This is a genomic window from Bacillus sp. BS3(2021), assembly GCF_021043345.1.
GTDB classification, from domain to species: domain Bacteria; phylum Bacillota; class Bacilli; order Bacillales; family Bacillaceae; genus Bacillus; species Bacillus paralicheniformis.
The window spans coordinates 30,970-46,671 of sequence record NZ_JAJNDM010000005.1; the positions used below are offsets into that span (position 1 = coordinate 30,970).

18 protein-coding genes and 1 riboswitch are annotated in these 15,702 nt (G+C 47.9%); of the genes, 6 read left to right on the forward strand and 12 right to left on the reverse strand.

The window, feature by feature from the left end; translation table 11 throughout:
• Window positions 1–15: 15 nt before the first annotated feature.
• From LQ247_RS12235 to LQ247_RS12265, 7 genes are all read right to left on the reverse strand, one after another.
• Window positions 16–1,026 (reverse strand): thiazole biosynthesis adenylyltransferase ThiF, encoded by a 1,011-nt coding sequence (locus tag LQ247_RS12235; protein WP_020450958.1) that lies wholly within the window; start codon window positions 1,024–1,026, stop codon window positions 16–18.
• Window positions 1,023–1,790 carry a thiazole synthase gene (locus LQ247_RS12240; RefSeq protein ID WP_020450957.1) on the reverse strand — a complete coding sequence of 256 codons (768 nt, stop codon included), beginning with the start codon at window positions 1,788–1,790 and terminating at the stop codon, window positions 1,023–1,025. Before LQ247_RS12240 ends, LQ247_RS12235 begins: the two co-directional genes overlap by 4 nt.
• A gap of 6 nt (window positions 1,791–1,796) precedes the next feature.
• Window positions 1,797–2,000, reverse strand: a complete 204-nt coding sequence (gene thiS / locus LQ247_RS12245) for a sulfur carrier protein ThiS (RefSeq protein ID WP_020450956.1) — start codon at window positions 1,998–2,000, stop codon at window positions 1,797–1,799.
• On the reverse strand, window positions 1,997–3,106 hold the full coding sequence (thiO, locus tag LQ247_RS12250) for a glycine oxidase ThiO (protein WP_231006117.1): 1,110 nt from the start codon (window positions 3,104–3,106) through the stop codon (window positions 1,997–1,999). The genes thiS and thiO overlap by 4 nt, the downstream gene beginning before the upstream one ends.
• Window positions 3,090–3,701, reverse strand: a complete 612-nt coding sequence (tenI, locus tag LQ247_RS12255) for a thiazole tautomerase TenI (RefSeq protein ID WP_023856672.1) — start codon at window positions 3,699–3,701, stop codon at window positions 3,090–3,092. Before tenI ends, thiO begins: the two co-directional genes overlap by 17 nt.
• Window positions 3,676–4,377: a thiaminase II gene (gene tenA / locus LQ247_RS12260; protein WP_144497785.1), complete on the reverse strand. Its 702-nt coding sequence runs from the start codon at window positions 4,375–4,377 to the stop codon at window positions 3,676–3,678. The genes tenI and tenA overlap by 26 nt, the downstream gene beginning before the upstream one ends.
• Before the next feature lie 83 nt (window positions 4,378–4,460).
• Window positions 4,461–4,569: riboswitch (TPP riboswitch) on the reverse strand.
• A 59-nt stretch (window positions 4,570–4,628) separates the two neighbouring features.
• A complete protein-coding gene (locus tag LQ247_RS12265; protein WP_020450952.1) occupies window positions 4,629–6,473 on the reverse strand; it encodes a monovalent cation:proton antiporter family protein in 1,845 nt (614 codons plus the stop codon).
• Window positions 6,474–6,737: 264 nt separating this feature from the next.
• Between LQ247_RS12265 and prpE the strand changes: the two genes are divergently transcribed.
• Window positions 6,738–7,478, forward strand: coding sequence for a bis(5'-nucleosyl)-tetraphosphatase PrpE (gene prpE, locus LQ247_RS12270; protein ID WP_144497784.1), 741 nt, complete (start codon window positions 6,738–6,740; stop codon window positions 7,476–7,478).
• Between the two features lie 16 nt (window positions 7,479–7,494).
• Here prpE and LQ247_RS12275 read toward each other — a convergent pair whose 3' ends face one another.
• Genes LQ247_RS12275 through LQ247_RS12290 form a run of 4 tightly spaced genes read right to left on the reverse strand, consistent with a single transcriptional unit; the run spans window position 7,495 to window position 10,248 of the window.
• On the reverse strand, window positions 7,495–8,370 hold the full coding sequence (locus LQ247_RS12275) for an RluA family pseudouridine synthase (protein WP_020450950.1): 876 nt from the start codon (window positions 8,368–8,370) through the stop codon (window positions 7,495–7,497).
• A 26-nt stretch (window positions 8,371–8,396) separates the two neighbouring features.
• Window positions 8,397–9,197, reverse strand: a complete 801-nt coding sequence (locus LQ247_RS12280; protein WP_023856668.1) for an NAD kinase — start codon at window positions 9,195–9,197, stop codon at window positions 8,397–8,399.
• An 18-nt stretch (window positions 9,198–9,215) separates the two neighbouring features.
• Entirely contained in the window at window positions 9,216–9,851 is a 636-nt protein-coding gene (locus tag LQ247_RS12285) for a GTP pyrophosphokinase (protein ID WP_003180661.1), read from the reverse strand.
• A 31-nt stretch (window positions 9,852–9,882) separates the two neighbouring features.
• Entirely contained in the window at window positions 9,883–10,248 is a 366-nt protein-coding gene (locus tag LQ247_RS12290; protein ID WP_105979044.1) for a hypothetical protein, read from the reverse strand.
• A 130-nt stretch (window positions 10,249–10,378) separates the two neighbouring features.
• On the opposite strand from LQ247_RS12290, the gene LQ247_RS12295 reads away from it, so the two are divergent.
• The 5 genes from LQ247_RS12295 (at window position 10,379) to LQ247_RS12315 (ending at window position 13,777) form a co-directional block, all read left to right on the forward strand.
• Window positions 10,379–10,951, forward strand: coding sequence for a CYTH domain-containing protein (locus tag LQ247_RS12295; protein ID WP_020450948.1), 573 nt, complete (start codon window positions 10,379–10,381; stop codon window positions 10,949–10,951).
• Between the two features lie 12 nt (window positions 10,952–10,963).
• On the forward strand, window positions 10,964–11,617 hold the full coding sequence (locus LQ247_RS12300; RefSeq protein WP_144497783.1) for a lytic transglycosylase domain-containing protein: 654 nt from the start codon (window positions 10,964–10,966) through the stop codon (window positions 11,615–11,617).
• Window positions 11,618–11,900: 283 nt separating this feature from the next.
• The gene (locus LQ247_RS12305) at window positions 11,901–12,299 is read left to right on the forward strand and encodes a globin domain-containing protein (RefSeq protein WP_003180652.1); all 399 of its coding nucleotides are present in this window, start codon (window positions 11,901–11,903) and stop codon (window positions 12,297–12,299) included.
• Window positions 12,296–13,198, forward strand: coding sequence for a protease adaptor protein SpxH (gene spxH, locus LQ247_RS12310; protein ID WP_003180650.1), 903 nt, complete (start codon window positions 12,296–12,298; stop codon window positions 13,196–13,198). The genes LQ247_RS12305 and spxH overlap by 4 nt, the downstream gene beginning before the upstream one ends.
• A gap of 411 nt (window positions 13,199–13,609) precedes the next feature.
• A complete protein-coding gene (locus LQ247_RS12315) occupies window positions 13,610–13,777 on the forward strand; it encodes a hypothetical protein (RefSeq protein ID WP_023856663.1) in 168 nt (55 codons plus the stop codon).
• Window positions 13,778–13,834: 57 nt separating this feature from the next.
• Here the strand turns inward: LQ247_RS12315 and pepF are convergent, their stop codons facing one another.
• Window positions 13,835–15,664 (reverse strand): oligoendopeptidase F, encoded by a 1,830-nt coding sequence (gene pepF, locus LQ247_RS12320; protein WP_023856662.1) that lies wholly within the window; start codon window positions 15,662–15,664, stop codon window positions 13,835–13,837.
• Between the last annotated feature and the right edge of the window lie 38 nt (window positions 15,665–15,702).

Genomic DNA, 15,702 nt, shown 5'->3' on the forward strand with positions numbered 1-15,702 from the left:
CACTCCCTTCGGCCTTTAGCCAATCCACCTGTGATATATCGTTTTCGCGCGATTGATATCGTTCGTTCCGTGAATCAAAGCGCGTCCGTCCCGAAAAATCACGAACTTAAAATCCTCCGTACGGCAAGATAATAAATAAGGATTTCCCGTCACATCCAAACCGGCTTTTTTTAATCTGGCGGCAAGCGGCTCCAGCTCCGGCGGCTGTTCCGCGGCCGGCCTGATCTGAACCGTTTGTCTGCCGCAAAGAACGGCTGCTTTTGTTTCGTTTTCAGCTGAAAGAAACGGAAACTCGCCTTTTCCGCACGTCGGACACGAGCCATGTTTAAGCGCGTCAGCCCGGACTTCAGAGCGCTCATTTGTCCAAATATCAAATGAGCGAAGCATTCCTGACGGTTCATGCCCTGTCAGCAGCTTCAGGGCATCTGTTACCTGGTAAGCGGCAACCTGCTGAACAACCGGACCGATCACCCCTGCTGTGTCGCACGTCATGGTATTCGCGGGCAAATGCCCCAAAAGACAGTGAAGGCACGGCGTTTTCCCCGGAATGACGGTATATGTGATGCCATAGCTTGCGACACACGCGCCGTACAGAAAAGGGATGCCTAACTTGACCGCCGCATCGTTCATGATCAGCCGCGTTTCAAAATTATCGGTCGCATCGACGATCAGGGACGCTTTCTCCGCAAGCTCGAGCGCTTTTTCCGCGGTAACATCTGCTACAATGCCGGTCACTTGAACAGAGCTGTTGATCAGGCGCAGCCTTTTTTCGGCAGCGGCTGCCTTTGGCATATGATCAACCACATCCTGTTCCGTATAGAGCTGCTGGCGCTGGAGATTGCTCCATTCCACATAATCCCTGTCGGCAATCGTCAGCGAACCGACTCCGGCCCTCACCAGCATTTCTGCGCTGGCCGCGCCCAATGCCCCCGCACCGATCACCAGGACGCGGGCCCGACTTAATTTTTCCTGGCCGTCCGGTCCGATCGGGTGAAAAAGCTCCTGTCTTGAATACCTGCCTGTCAAATCGTCAACTTCCCTTCTTCAGGACTGCTGGCGATGCCGTAGTTCTTTTCCGGAATTCGTCCGGCAAGGTATCCGAGTCTGCCCGCTTCAACGGCGAGCTTCATAGCCTTCGCCATTTGGACCGGATCTTTCGCCCCGCTCACTGCCGTGTTCAAAAGCACTCCGTCAGCGCCGAGTTCCATTGCGTATGCCGCATCTTTCGGAGAACCGATTCCGGCATCCACGATTACGGGAACCTTAGCCTGTTCAATGATGAACGACAGGTTAAGCGGATTGACGATTCCCTGTCCCGAACCGATTGGAGAGGCCCCGGGCATAATGGCGTGTACGCCGAGCTCTTCAAGCTTTCTCGCAAGGACGACATCGTCCGATGTATACGGCAGCACAATGAAGCCTTCTTCAAGCAAGGCTTCTGACGCCTTCAGCGTTTCTACCGGGTCAGGCAGAAGCGAACGGTCACAGCCGATCACTTCGACTTTGATCATGTCGCAAAGACCGCTCGCTTTAGCAAGCTTGGCGATCCGGACGGCTTCCTCAGCCGTTTTTGCTCCGGCCGTATTCGGCAAAAGCGTATAACGGCTTAAATCAAGCTGCTCCAAAAAATTAGGCTGAGATTCTTCAAAAATATTCATCCGTCTGACGGCAAAGGTCAGGATCTCCGATTCAGATGCACTGACAGCCTCTTTTTGAATTTCAAATGACGGATACTTCCCTGTGCCGAGCAATAATCTTGATGAGAATTGACGATCTGCGATTTTTAACATAACGGTTTATCCCCCTCCGACAAAATGAACGATTTCGATGACATCGTGTTCTTCCAGTTTGACTGTTTGATATTGGTCTTTTCCGATAATCTGCCTGTTTCTTTCAACAACGACAACACGATTTTCCAAACTGTAGGATGCGAGCAAATCGTAAATCGTGCCGCCGTCATCTCTCCACTCTATTTTCCGGCCGTTGAGCTGAATGTTCACCTGTGCACAGCCTCCTTTCGCTCCGCTTTAAACGCCTCGGCCCACTCTGTTTTGACCGGATTGCCGAGGATCATGTCAGCTATCATCTCACTGGTTGCAGGTGCCAGGAGGATGCCGTTTCTGAAATGTCCGGCAGCAAACAATATCCGGTCATTTTCAGGGTGTCTGCCGATATATGGATTGCCATCCCCTGTTTCCGGGCGCAATCCGGCCCAGCATTGGTCGATGTTCATGGATTCAATGTCAGGGAGCATCGACTTGGCCTTTCGGATCAACTCCTCGATTCCGCCAAGTTCCGGCTGTTCATTCCAATCCCCGGGCTTCATTGTCGCGCCGACGACAAGCTTTCCGCTATGGCGCGGAACGATGTAGCAATGATTATGGTAAAGCGTCCTCGTCAAAGGGATGCCGTCATTCCACACAGACAGGCACTCCCCTTTGACAGGATAAAAGCTTTTGTCTATGCCGATCTGTTTAAAGAAAGCACCGCTCCACACACCGCTTGCAATGACAACGTGCTCCGCCTCCGCGGTGCATGAAGCAGCAGTGACGCGGACGGCCCCCGCTTCAGATTCGATCGATAAAACGGGGGTAAACTCGAAGACATCGGCACCGAGAATCCGGGCCCCCCTGGCAAATGCCCTGCACACTGCGGCCGGTTCGACATGGATGTCGTCCCGAATGAAATTAGCGCCGAGAATCCCTTTTCCGGCATGCGGTTCCAGCTCATATACTTCAGCGGCTTCAAGCCATTCCACTGAATCCAGTGCAGCCATTTGCATCAGGTGTTCGCGGTCGCTTTCTGAAAATGCCAGCTTTAATATCCCTCCGTCATGCTTTCTGATATCGATGCCGCTTATGTCTTTCAATTCGCCCGTCAGCCGCTGATAGGCTTTTTGGCTGGCTCTGGCAAATTCGAAAAAGGTACCGGGTTTATCGCATTCCGCATGGGCGCCGAGCATGCCCGCCGCCGCGCTCGTCGCTTTTTTGCCGACTTCTCCGCTTTCAAACACGGCCGTTTTTTTCCCCGCTTTCGCAAGATGGTAAGCGATGGATGTCCCGATGATGCCTCCGCCGATCACGATCGTATCATAGCGCTTTCTCATATGAATCTCCCTTCGCGAGACAGGCAAGCCGCGCGGCCGCCTCATCCGGTCTGTCATGGGAAAAGATCCCCGACATCACGGCGATGCCGTCTGCCATTTTGACTTCCGCCAGTCGTTGTTCGGTAATACCCCCGATCGCAATGACCGGAATGCGGACAGCCGCCTTCACTTCAGCCAGACTGAGAGCCCCTCTTCCTTTCCGGCCCTTTTTACAGTCCGTTTCAAAAATGTGGCCGAACAGCACGTAATCTGCACCTTCAGTTTCAGCCTGAACCGCTTCTTCTGGCGAATGGACGGACTTTCCGATTTTCAAATGCGGAAAACGGCTCCTCACACTTTTGACGGAAAAGCCGTGTGAAGGCAGCTGAACCCGGTGAATGTGATGAAACAAAGCGATATCCACCCTGTCGTTGATGATCAGTTTCCGCTTATCAACCCCTTCTTCCGCAAGGCGGTCGATTAAACTTGATATTTCACTTACTTTTTTTGATCTTTCCCTGATATGGATAAAGTCAACGGCATTTTGAATCGAGATGATTTTTGCAGCAAGCTCTTCCACAGAGTGCTTGTCATCGGTGATCGCGTGCAGATGCAAGCTGATCCACCCCGCTTTTTGACCAGCTTTCTTTTTGGTAGGCCATATCCCAGAAGCTGTATTCGTAGAAGCTGGAGATGACGAAGTTCTCCTTCATCGTCGCGCGCGTTTTCTCATCGGCGTTTTCAGCCAGCTCATCGAAGCGGTTGATCTGTTCTGTCACAAGTTCTTTAAACCAGTCGCCTCCGTATGTCGCGATCCATTCCTGATAAACCGCGCTGTCAGGCCTGCACGTTTTTAACGTCTCACCGACGTCATAATAGAGCCAATAGCAAGGAAGCAAAGCGGCCAGTATTTCCGCAAAACTGCCGCTCACGACAGAACGGTACATATGCGATGTGTACGCATACGCTGTCGGCGACGGCTGAAACGACTCCAGTTCTTCCTTTGTGATTCCCAATAGATCGGTGAATTTCCTATGGAGCGACATCTCGGCTTCATATGTGCCTTTCGCGTGTTCAGCCATCCGGCTTGTCGTATATAAATCGCGAGCATATGCCGCACCAAAGGATTGGACTTTGGCAAAGTGGGTCAAATAGTAGGAATCCTGCATGACATAGTATTTAAATCGATCAACCGGAAGTGTGCCGTCTCCAATCCCTTGAATAAACGGATGGACAAAACTGCCTTCCCACCATTTTGCAGCGCTGTTTCGGCATTCTTCTGAAAACTTCATTTCGAGGCTCCTCCTTCGATTCTGAACATAAAAAAACCACTTTCCCGCAAGGAAAGTGGTTTGGAATTTGCATAAATACATACTCAAATACCGTGCCACTTCCCTACGCAGGTTTGAACCTGTTCAGGTTATGAGGGTCTAAAAGTCACACTTTTATCTCAGCCCTTATCAAGGACTCCCCTAGTGGAAAACATTTCTTGTTCATTCAGTTTATACTTTTATCTTATCACGAATTGCAAAATGGTCAAGCATCAGTCTCCAAGCGTTTTTCTCAATTCCGCAATATATTCGCGCGAACCGGTGGCGATCAGCCTGTCACCCAATTGCAGCCTTGTATCCCCGTGGGGCACGATGCTGTCCACCCCGCGGAAAATTCGGACGAAGATAACATCTCCCGTAAACGGAAACTCCCTTAACAGAACACCGTCAAATCGCTCATTGCTCATATTGATCTGATACAGCGACGCATCCTGGTTCGTCAGGAGTTTCATAACGCCAGGCGCCTCGATAAGCGCGCGTAGCAGCGTTTTTGTAGAAAGCAGAATGGAGAAGGTATCAATTCCGTTATCCTTCAGTCTGGATTCGGCGTCTGGAGAATCTGCGCTGGCGATAATTCTCGCGACTTTCTGCTCCTTCGCAAAAAGCGCGATCCCTGTATTGCGCTCTTCGCTGCCAGTGGCCACGACGAGTATATCCGTTTGGAAAACGCCGAATGATTGAAGCGTCTCGTATTCATAATCAGGCAAAACTTCAACATCAAACACCGGATCCGCCAGATTTTCTTCCTTTTTTTCCTGCCGGACATGCAGGATTCTGACGTGATAATCTTCCGGAGAAAGTTCGAGCGTGACCGGCAGCGTCATTTGATTTGCGCCGATAAAGGTGATCGTCTTTTTCTCTTTTTCGCTTTCCGTTTTCGGCATTAATTTTTTAAAGCCGGTCGGTGTGATGATGCATGTAATGACAGCGACCAGAATCAGCGCGCCGGACATCTGCGCATCAATGACGCCGATGCGCTCGCCGATCGTTGTCGCCGCGATCACCAAAGAAAGCGTGGAAGTCAGGAGAAAACCGGAAGCCAGCACGGTTTTCATGTCATACCACTTTTTCAAAAACAGCACCGGAACGACTTTACTGATTAACAGAGCCACAAACAGAAGCGGGATCATCACTAAAATTTTCGGATTGCCAAACAGTGACCAAATGTCCAATTTGACGCCTGTCATCACAAAGAAGATCGGGATGAGGAATCCGTAGCCGAATGAATCGAGCTGCTGAACGAGCTCCTTGTTCGGCGAAAGCAGCGAAACAAGCACCCCGGCCAAAAACGCGCCAAGTATGTTTTCTGCACCGAGCGACTCGGACAGCGCCACAAGTACGATGATCAGCGTAAATATCGCCCTTGTGCCGATCTGGATCGTTCCTTTTGACAGCACTTCGACAAAAGGCCGCTTTTTAAATATCCTTCCGAACAGGTATAAAACGACGCCGGCGGCAAATAAGATCATCAGCAGCCACATATTGCTGTTTTCGTCCCCGTAGATTGAGGCGAACACTGCAAGCAGAATCATCGTGACAAGATCCGCAATGACGGCGACAAGCAAAATAATCTGGCCGATATTCGTCTTCATAAGACGCTCTTCTTTCAGCGTCGGAACGACAACCCCGAGCGAAATTGTCGAAATGATCAGCGTCATTAAAAAGGCGTTGTCAATAAATCCTGCCATGACAAAGCTGTAAGAAAGGCCGAGCGATAAAATAAAGACGGCAATAAAGATGACCGAAGCCGTTTTAAATGTATTCGGCGCTTCCTTTCCGCTCGGAAGCAGCTGCTTTTTCTTTCCTTTTTCAAATGCGGAAAAATCGATTTCAAGCCCGCTTAAAAACATTAAAAAGATAAATCCGAGCATCGATAAAGTTTCGAGCCATGTATCGTGCTGGGCGACCAGATCGAACCCGCTTTTTCCGATAATAAGACCCATGATAATTTCAGCGACAACCACCGGTATGCTTAACCTGAAACGGTGCAGCAGGATGGGCGTTAAAAATGCGATAATCAGTACGACAACTAAAGATGAGACAGATGTGTGCTCCATAAACTGGTACCTCCTCTAAAACCGGTTTCCGGGTATGATTAGCGTTCCCTTTTTTAAAAATAAAAGGGACATCTTTTTAGACATTTTCATGTGGGAAAAGAACCGTCTGAACTCTTTTCTCACAGGTGTAAAAATCGATTTTAACAATGCTCGCTCAGAAAAAAAAGTAATATGCCTGATTTTCTCCGGCGAAAGTCGCTGAAGCTTGATTTATATATGGACTGGGCAATGTATATACATACGCAGACAGGAGGCAGAAAACGCATGAAATATGATGTAATCGGCGATATTCACGGGTGCTATGACGAAATGATTGCGCTGATTGAAAAGCTCGGTTACTCGCTGTCATCGGGGTTTCCCGTTCATCCGGAAAACAGAACACTTGTCTTTCTCGGGGATTTAACAGACAGAGGGCCAAAATCGCTGGAGGTCGTTGAATTTGTAGGACGGGCCGTTGAAGAAGGAGCTGTGCGATATGTGCCCGGCAATCACTGCAATAAGCTGTACCGTTTTTTCAAAGGCAATGCGGTGAAGCTGCAGCACGGGCTGGAGACGACGGCGGCGGAATACAGAAACCTTCCGAAACATAAACAGAAGGATATCAGAGACCTTTTCATGCGCCTTTATGAAAACGCCCCGCTTTATGAGATCCTGCATAACGGCGAACTTGTCGTCGCACATGCCGGCATCAAAGCGGAAGACATCGGCAAAAAGCCTGTCGGAAAAGTAAAACAGTTTGTGCTATACGGAGATATTACAGGAGAAACGCTGCCTGACGGACGGCCGGTCAGGCGGGACTGGGCCGCTCATTACAAAGGCGATCCGTGGGTGGTGTACGGCCACACTCCTGTCAAACGTCCGCGAATGATACATCATACGATCAATATCGATACCGGTTGTGTATTCGGCAACAGGCTGACCGCTTTCAGATACCCCGAACTGACAACCGAATCTGTCCCCTCTTCATTGCCTTATGATGAGTCAAGATTCCGTATGGAGCCATAAAAAAAGAGAGCTTAATTCAGCTCTCTATCAACTGACTCATATCATGCGGAACCGGCGCTTGAAACGTCAGCTCTTCCATTGTGAAGGGATGAAAAAACGTCAGCGTCTCACTGTGGAGCGCCTGCCGATTGATGAAGCCGCGGGTTCCTCCGTACAGCGTATCACCGCACAAAGGATATCCGATATGACTCATGTGAACTCGGATCTGATGGGTTCTCCCGGTTTCCAGACGGATGGAGACATCCGTCATACCGCTGAAGCGCCTGTTCACCCAAAAATGCGTCACCGCTTTTTGCCCGTCGGGGATCACCGCACGCTCGATGATGCTCGATGATTTTCTGCCGATTGGCGCATCGATCGTTCCCTGCTCTTCTGCGATCAAACCGTGGACGACCGCCCGATATTGCCGTTTGACGGCTCCCTTTTTTTGCAGTCCCGATAAAAGCGAGTGGGCGAAGCGGTGCTTGGCTACAAGCATGACACCCGATGTGTCGCGGTCAAGCCTGCTCACCAGGTGAACGGTCGCGCGGACGCCCGTCCGCTGGTAATAATGAATCAGACCGTTCGCCAAGCTGCCTGATGGATGCTCGCGCGAGGGAATCGACGACAGGCATGGCTGTTTATTTAATACGAGGACATGGTCATCTTCGAACAAAATATCAAGCGGGATTTCTTCCGGGCGCAAAGATTCGCTCATTTTTTCCGGAGGGAACTGTATGACGAGCTCGTCCCCTTTTTGAAGAACGTATCTGACCGTTACATGCCCGCCGTTTACCAAAAGATCCCCGCCGCCGAATTTGATGTCCGTCAGCATCCTTTTTGAAATGCCCAGCCGCTGGACGTATTCTTTCAAAAGAACCCCGCTGTCCTCTTCTGTTATGATCTGTTTCATCAAAAAATCGCTCACAGCAAACCTTCCTATTCTCCTTTTCCGATAAAGGAATCCTGGACCCTTTTCCAAAACGGAAACGGCCGAAAGCGGGCAAACCTGATATTTTCGTTTGCGACGCGGCATTGAATTGACTTGACGTCTTTATGCAGCAATGTCAAATGGTCAATCGCGACTTGAAACGTCACATCATTAATCGGTTTAATTAAACAAGTGTGGTGCTCAGGCAGAATGAGCGGCGATCCGACCGTGCGAAACACCCGGTTGTTGATCGACGCCATTTCAGCCAGCTGGACCGCTCTGATGGACGGATGAATAATCGCACCGCCGAGCGCCTTGTTATATGCCGTGCTTCCCGATGGGGTCGATAAGCAAAGGCCGTCACCGCGGAACGTTTCGAAAAGTTCCCCTTTAATTTCGACATCTGTCACAAGCGTCCCTTCGATGCTCTTGATCGTACATTCGTTCAGCGCCAAATATCTCGCTTCATCGCTGCCGTCATTGTAGCGGACGATAACTTCCAAAACCGGATATTCAACAATTTGATACGGCGTTTTCGCAATTGCGATCACAAGTTTTTCAATCTCGGTCGGCACCCAGTCGGCATAAAAGCCGAGATGTCCTGTATGAACCCCGACAAAAGCCGTTTTGTCGAGGCGGCCGCTGTATTTGTGAAATGCGTATAAAAGCGTTCCGTCGCCGCCGACGGAAATGACGATATCCGGCTCTTCTTCATCGCATTCAAGACCGAAGTCGAGCAGATATGTTTGAATTTTGCTTTTTAATGAATCGGAAACATCATTTCCTTTGGACGATACCGCAAACTTCATCATTCCATCTCCTTTCCCCTAACCGTCATCCTCATCCTTTTTCTTGCGTGAAAATGCCACGTGAGCCTCCTGAATCTCGCCCCTGATCTCGGACATTTCCATATCGAGCCTTGATGCTGCTTCAGAAGCTCTTTGAAGCCTTAATTTTACTTTTTCCGGAATGTTGCCGCTGTATTTATAATTTAAAGAATGTTCGATTGTCGCCCAAAAATTCATCGCCAGCGTCCGGATTTGAATTTCAACCAAAATCTGTTTTTCCCCGTTGATTGTCTGCAAAGGGTACAGCACGACGAGGTGGTAGGAGCGGTAGCCGCTCTCTTTATGTTCCGCGATATAGTCGCGCTTATCCACGACCGTGAAGTCCTTTCTCGCCAGAAGCATATCGACGACAATGCGAATATCCTCAAAAAATTGGCACATGATTCTGAGCCCGGCAATATCTTGCATGCTTTCAATGTTGTGCAGAGGAATGTTTTTCCGCTTGGCCTTCTCAAGAATACTCGGAACAGGCTTCACCCGCCCTGTCACGAATTCGATCGGCGAATGTTCCTCCTCGTATTCGTAAAGGGTCCGGATCCCTTTCAGCTTCACTTTCAGCTCTTCAACAGCCTGCCGGTACGGCGCTAAAAATTGCTCCCATTGTTTTTCGTCCATAAACCTTCCCCCAATTTCATCGCCTTTTTTTCTAGAGGAATATCCGTTTCACTCTCTCTTCCATTTCTTCGCCATAATTTGCATTATCTTTAATATTCTCTATTAAATATCTGAGCTCATCATGGAACCCGTTAAGCTCCAGCTCCGTGTTTCCGATATGTAAAAACACAGGAATATTGGCGTCAAGGGCCGCTTTAAGATCGGACCAGATGCCTTCGTTTAAAATGACGTATTCAAAGGAATCGTCCTGTTCAAGTATGTATACAAATGCAAAATGATCGGAGTCTGTCAGCATGCGTCCGGCCGGTTTCCGCTCCGCTCCGTCATTGATTTCGCTGGTCAACACCAGCCGGTCGTTTCGCAGATTGGCTTCGGTAATCTCAATTCTGTTCTGCATAATGCTCTCCTTTACAATAAAAGTACAGATTCATTTTATCATATCAGCTTCAATATTGATAAACGTTCCTTCTCAAGAGATAATAAGGAAAATGCAATTTTACCAGCTGAGAGGATGAAAAAATTAAAGAATGAGCCAGGAACTCGAAATCGAATTTAAAAATATGCTAACAAAAAAAGAATTTGAGAAAATCAAATCATATTATCAATTTACTTCCGAGCAATTTGTTATACAAAAAAACCATTATTACGATACGTCCTCCTTTTCTTTAAAAGAAAAAGGAGCGGCTTTAAGAATTCGCGAAAAACAGCAGCGATATGTACTGACATTAAAAGAGCCGGCACCTGTAGGTCTGATGGAAACCCACCAGGAGCTGACCGGGAATCCCGAATTTGAAACGTTCACGATTCCGCATGGACCGGTATACGATCGCCTGAAGCGCCTCGGCATTCAACCGGACGAGCTCATCCTTTTCGGAACGCTTGCAACAAGCCGTGCAGAAAAAAAATTGCCGCAGGGCTTAATTGTTTTGGATCACAGCCGATACTTAATGGTAGAAGACTTTGAAGTTGAATTCGAAGTGACAGACTATGAACGCGGAAAACGGGATTTCTCTGAACTGCTGAAATCGTTCGGCATCCCTGAGCGTGAAACCAAAAATAAAATCGTCCGATTTTATGAACAAAAACTTAAAGATCAATAAGGTGGGAAAACAATGAACGTCAACCATTTGGCCGCCCTCTTGGAACTCCAGGCGATACGGTCGTTTTATCCGGCTTCAGACAGCGGTTCCGAAGATGCTGGTTTTGATTTCAGCTCGATTTTAAACCAATATTTAAGCAATGTCGGCGGTTTGGAGCCTTCACAGCCCGCGGTTGTTCCGGCCGTGTCGACAGGGTCTCAGCTCCAGGCGCCGCTGACAGCCGAAAAGCCTGCGGCAATTGCGGCCGTCCCATCTGCCGCAGCGAAACCCGTCTCTTTCGGCGGCCAATATCAGAGCATTGACCAGATCATCAAAAACGCCGCAGAAAAATACGGAGTCGATGAGAAGCTGATTCATGCCGTCGTCAAGCAGGAATCGCGCTACCAGGAAAAAGCGGTCAGCCCGGCCGGCGCCATGGGCCTGATGCAGCTCATGCCGTCAACGGCGAAAGCGCTCGGCGTGAATAACGCTTTTGACCCCGTACAAAATATAGAAGGCGGAACAAAATACTTAAAGCAGATGCTCGATAAATACAGCGGGAATGTGAACCTCGCATTAGCGGCCTACAATGCCGGACCGGGAAATGTCCAAAAATACGGAGGCATTCCCCCTTTTAAAGAAACGCAAAATTATGTAAAAAGAATCACCTCAAATTACTATGCTTAAGCCGGAAAGGATGCTTTCCGGCTTTTTTTGTCCGCATTTACTTCCTCTTTGATCCTCCCGGTATTAAAAATACACATTTAAGAAGCGAATATGATATGATATTTGAAACAAAATCAGCGATTTTCGCCCGCAGGCAGAAGTCGGTTTGTTTGTAGAAATGGAACGAGGTTGCTAAAATAAGTATATACAATCGTGAAATAATAAATGATGCACAAGATAAATATTTTTTTGCGATAGGAATCGGTATATTTTCCTATTAGCCATATTAAAAGGAGTAGTCAACATGGGACAATCGTTTAACGCACCTTATGAAGCGATTGGAGAAGAGCTTCTATCGCAACTTGTTGATACTTTTTATGAGCGTGTAAAGCGGCATCCGCTGCTCTACCCGATTTTTCCGGACGACTTAACGGAAACGGCAAGAAAACAGAAGCAATTTTTAACGCAATATTTAGGCGGTCCGCCGCTTTATACAGAAGAACACGGACACCCGATGCTGAGGGCGCGGCACCTGCCGTTTCCAATCACACCGGAACGGGCGGACGCATGGCTTTCGTGTATGAAAGAGGCAATGGATCATGTCGGTTTAAAGGGCGAAATAAGGGAATTTCTTTTTGAAAGGCTGACATTGACAGCCAGACATATGGTAAATCAGCCTAAAATGGAGGATGGTTCACATTGACACTAAATCAGCGTGACCAATTTTTCTCCCATTGCCATGGACATCCGCAAAAACCGATGGAAATTTATATGTTTGTCGACCCTTTGTCTCCTGAATGCTGGGCTTTGGAGCCGGCGATCAAAAAGTTGAAAATCCGCTACGGCCGTTTTTTCACACTAAGGATCATCGCCGCATGCAGCATCACAGCGCTGAACGTTCAGAAACGTAAAAAGCACCGCCTCGCAGAGGCATGGGAAAAGATCGCATGCAGATCAGGCATGTCTTGTGACGGGACGCTCCTGCATGACAAAGCGCTCTCCGCACCATACCTCGCTTCACTCGCTTTAAAAGCGGCGGAACTGCAAGGCAGAAAAGCAGGGCTGCAGTTTTTGAGATGCATGCAGGAAAGCCTGTTTCTCAATCGGCAGGATATCACCGAAGAACAGGTGCTGCTGGCGATCGCAGAGCATACACAGCTCGATCTGGAGGAATTTAAAAGGGATCTTCATTCGCAGAGCGCCGTGAAAGCCCTGCAATGCGATTTGAAAATCGCTGCCGAAATGGAAGTGGCATCTGTCCCGACTCTTACGTTTTTTAACAGTCTCCGCGAAGGAGAAGGCTTAAAAGTAACCGGAAATTATTCATACGAGATTTACGAAGAAGTATTGTTTGAGATGCTCGGCGATGAGCCGAAGCCTTCACAAACACCTCCGCTCGAACTTTTTATCGAATACTTTCAATTTGTAGCCGACAAAGAAATTGCCGTCGTTTACGACTGGACGCTGGAAGAGGTGGAACGGGAAATGAAAAAGCTCGCGTTCGCCCGCAAAGTCGAAAGAGTGGAAGCGAAACACGGCATGTTCTGGCGCTATATAAACGGACATCATGATGCCGGACCGCTTTATCAATGCGAAAAATAGCACGGGTTTCTCCCGTGTTTTTTTTCGCGCTAAAACGAACGCACGTTCCTTTTTGAAGCAGTAAGAAACCGCGCCGGGATAAGCGCGGTTTCTAATTATGTCTTAACGACAACAAAGGGGATGGGAGAAATTTTTCACGGTCAAACAAAGGGGTAAATGTTTGTTTGTGATCAATTTCACATCTTTATAATATCAAATCATGTCGAGTTTTGACAACTGATTTCATTAGTTTTCACATTTTTGTCACAAAAACATAAAAAATAGATGTCCATCATATGATCAAAGTAACAAAGAAAACGAGCCCGCCGCACGTTGCCATACCGCGATTTATGCGAACTGGCGCCCGGTTTTGCTGCCTTTTTGCGCATCGTCTCCCCCTGTGAAATTTTATCAGTCCTTAGGAGGGTTTTTATGCTTCAGATCATTTTAGGACTTGCATCAATATTATTTTTTTTCGTCTTGAATATTTTAGGTTTGATGAATATGTTTCCCCTTTATATTACGTCCCCTCTCTTATTTATATCAATCCTTTTTACGCTCAGCCGCCTCAACCACCGCAAAACATTTAAAGGTTTTTGACCTCATCGAAAACAAGGCTGCCGGTATGACCGGCAGCCTCTTCTATATACTCGCCTATTATGAATGATTGACTTTTTGCAAAAGTTCTTCCATTTCGTTCAGCTGCTCTTCAAACTTTTTGCACGCAGCTTCGATCGGCTCCGAAGATGTCATATCAACACCGGCTTTTTTCAGCACTTCAATCGGATAATCCGAGCTACCCGCTTTCAAGAACTCAATATAGCGGTCAACAGCCGATTTGCCTTCTTTTAAAATCTGCTGACTGAGTGCCTGAGCTGCACTGAAGCCTGTCGCATACTGATACACATAATAATTGTAATAGAAATGCGGTATTCTTGACCACTCAAGACCGATTTCCTTATCAATCTCAATATTGTCACCGAAATATTTCTTATTCAAATCATAGTAGATGCTCGTTAACAGCTCAGGTGTCAGCGGTTCCCCTTCCTGGGCTTTGCTATGGATCTCATGTTCAAATTCGGCAAACATCGTTTGTCTGAAAACCGTTCCTTTGAAGCCTTCAAGCATATGATTCAAAATGTAGAGCCGCTGTTTTTCATCGTCGATTGTATTCAGCAAGTATTCTCCCAAAAGTGCTTCATTCGTCGTAGAAGCTACTTCGGCTACGAAAATGCTGTAGTTTCCGTACGGGTAAGGCTGATATTTTCTCGTATAGTAGCTGTGCACGGAATGGCCGAATTCATGGACGAGCGTAAACAAATTATTGACGTTGTCCTGCCAGTTCATCAAAATATACGGATTGGTTCCGTAAGTTCCTGAAGAATAAGCGCCGCTGCGTTTTCCTTTGTTTTCATACACATCGACCCAGCGGTTGTTCAAGCCTTCTTTCAGAATGGATGAATATTCTTCCCCTAAAGGCGTCAAACCTTTTAGCATATAGTCCTTTGCCTGCTCGTAGGTAACTTTCATTCCAGAGTCCTTTACCAGCGGAGTATACAGGTCATACATGTGTACCTCATCAAGCTCAAGCACTTTTTTTCTAAGCTCAACATAGCGGTGAAGAAGCGGGAGATGCTTGTTGATCGTGCTGACAAGATTGTCATAGACTTCTTCAGGAATGCTGTTTCGCGACAAAGCAGCTTCCCGCGCCGATTTATAATGTTTAACCTTCGCATAAAAGTTGTCTTTTTTCACAGCTCCGCTGAGCGTGGAAGCGAGCGTGTTTTTAAAGCGGCCGTATGTTTCGTAAACCGCCTTGAATGCCGCGCGGCGGACATCGCGGTTCTCGCTTTCCAAAAAGGTGACATAATTCCCGTGTGTGAGCTGTACCTTTTCTCCATTTTCATCGGTGATCTCCGGAAATTCCATATCGGCGTTATTCAGCATGCCGAACGTGTTGGAAGAAGATGAAAGAACATCAGACGCTTCGGCCAAAATCCCTTCCTCCTCCTCGCTCAGTACGTGAGGACGCTCTTTATTGATTTCTTCGAGAGCATGCGAGTAAAGCTTTAACTCCTCTTTTTCCAGCAGGAACTGCTGAAGCTTTTCTTCCTGAATCGATAGTATTTCCGGCACCATGTAGGCCGTCGCGCTCGCTGCCTGGGTATAGAGGTTGGCCGCTTTATCATTGAGACCTTGGTAAAAAGAATTTCCAGTATCCTGATCATAGCGCATGTGAGCGTAAGTATACAGCTTCCCGAGACGCTCCATCACCTTATCCTGATAAGTCAGCGCTTCATATAGATCATCGGCGGAATGGCCGAGCCTGCCCTTGAATTCGGAAAGCTTGGGCAGCAGTTCTTTAACGGCTTGAAATTCCTCGCTCCAAGCATCATCTGACGGGAAGATATCCTCAAGTCTCCACGTGTCTTCTTGCTTCACCTCTTCTCTTGAAGGCAGTTTCTTCGATTTTTTTTCTTCAGCCACTGTCAATCCCCTCGCTTTCTTTACTCCAAGTCCATTGT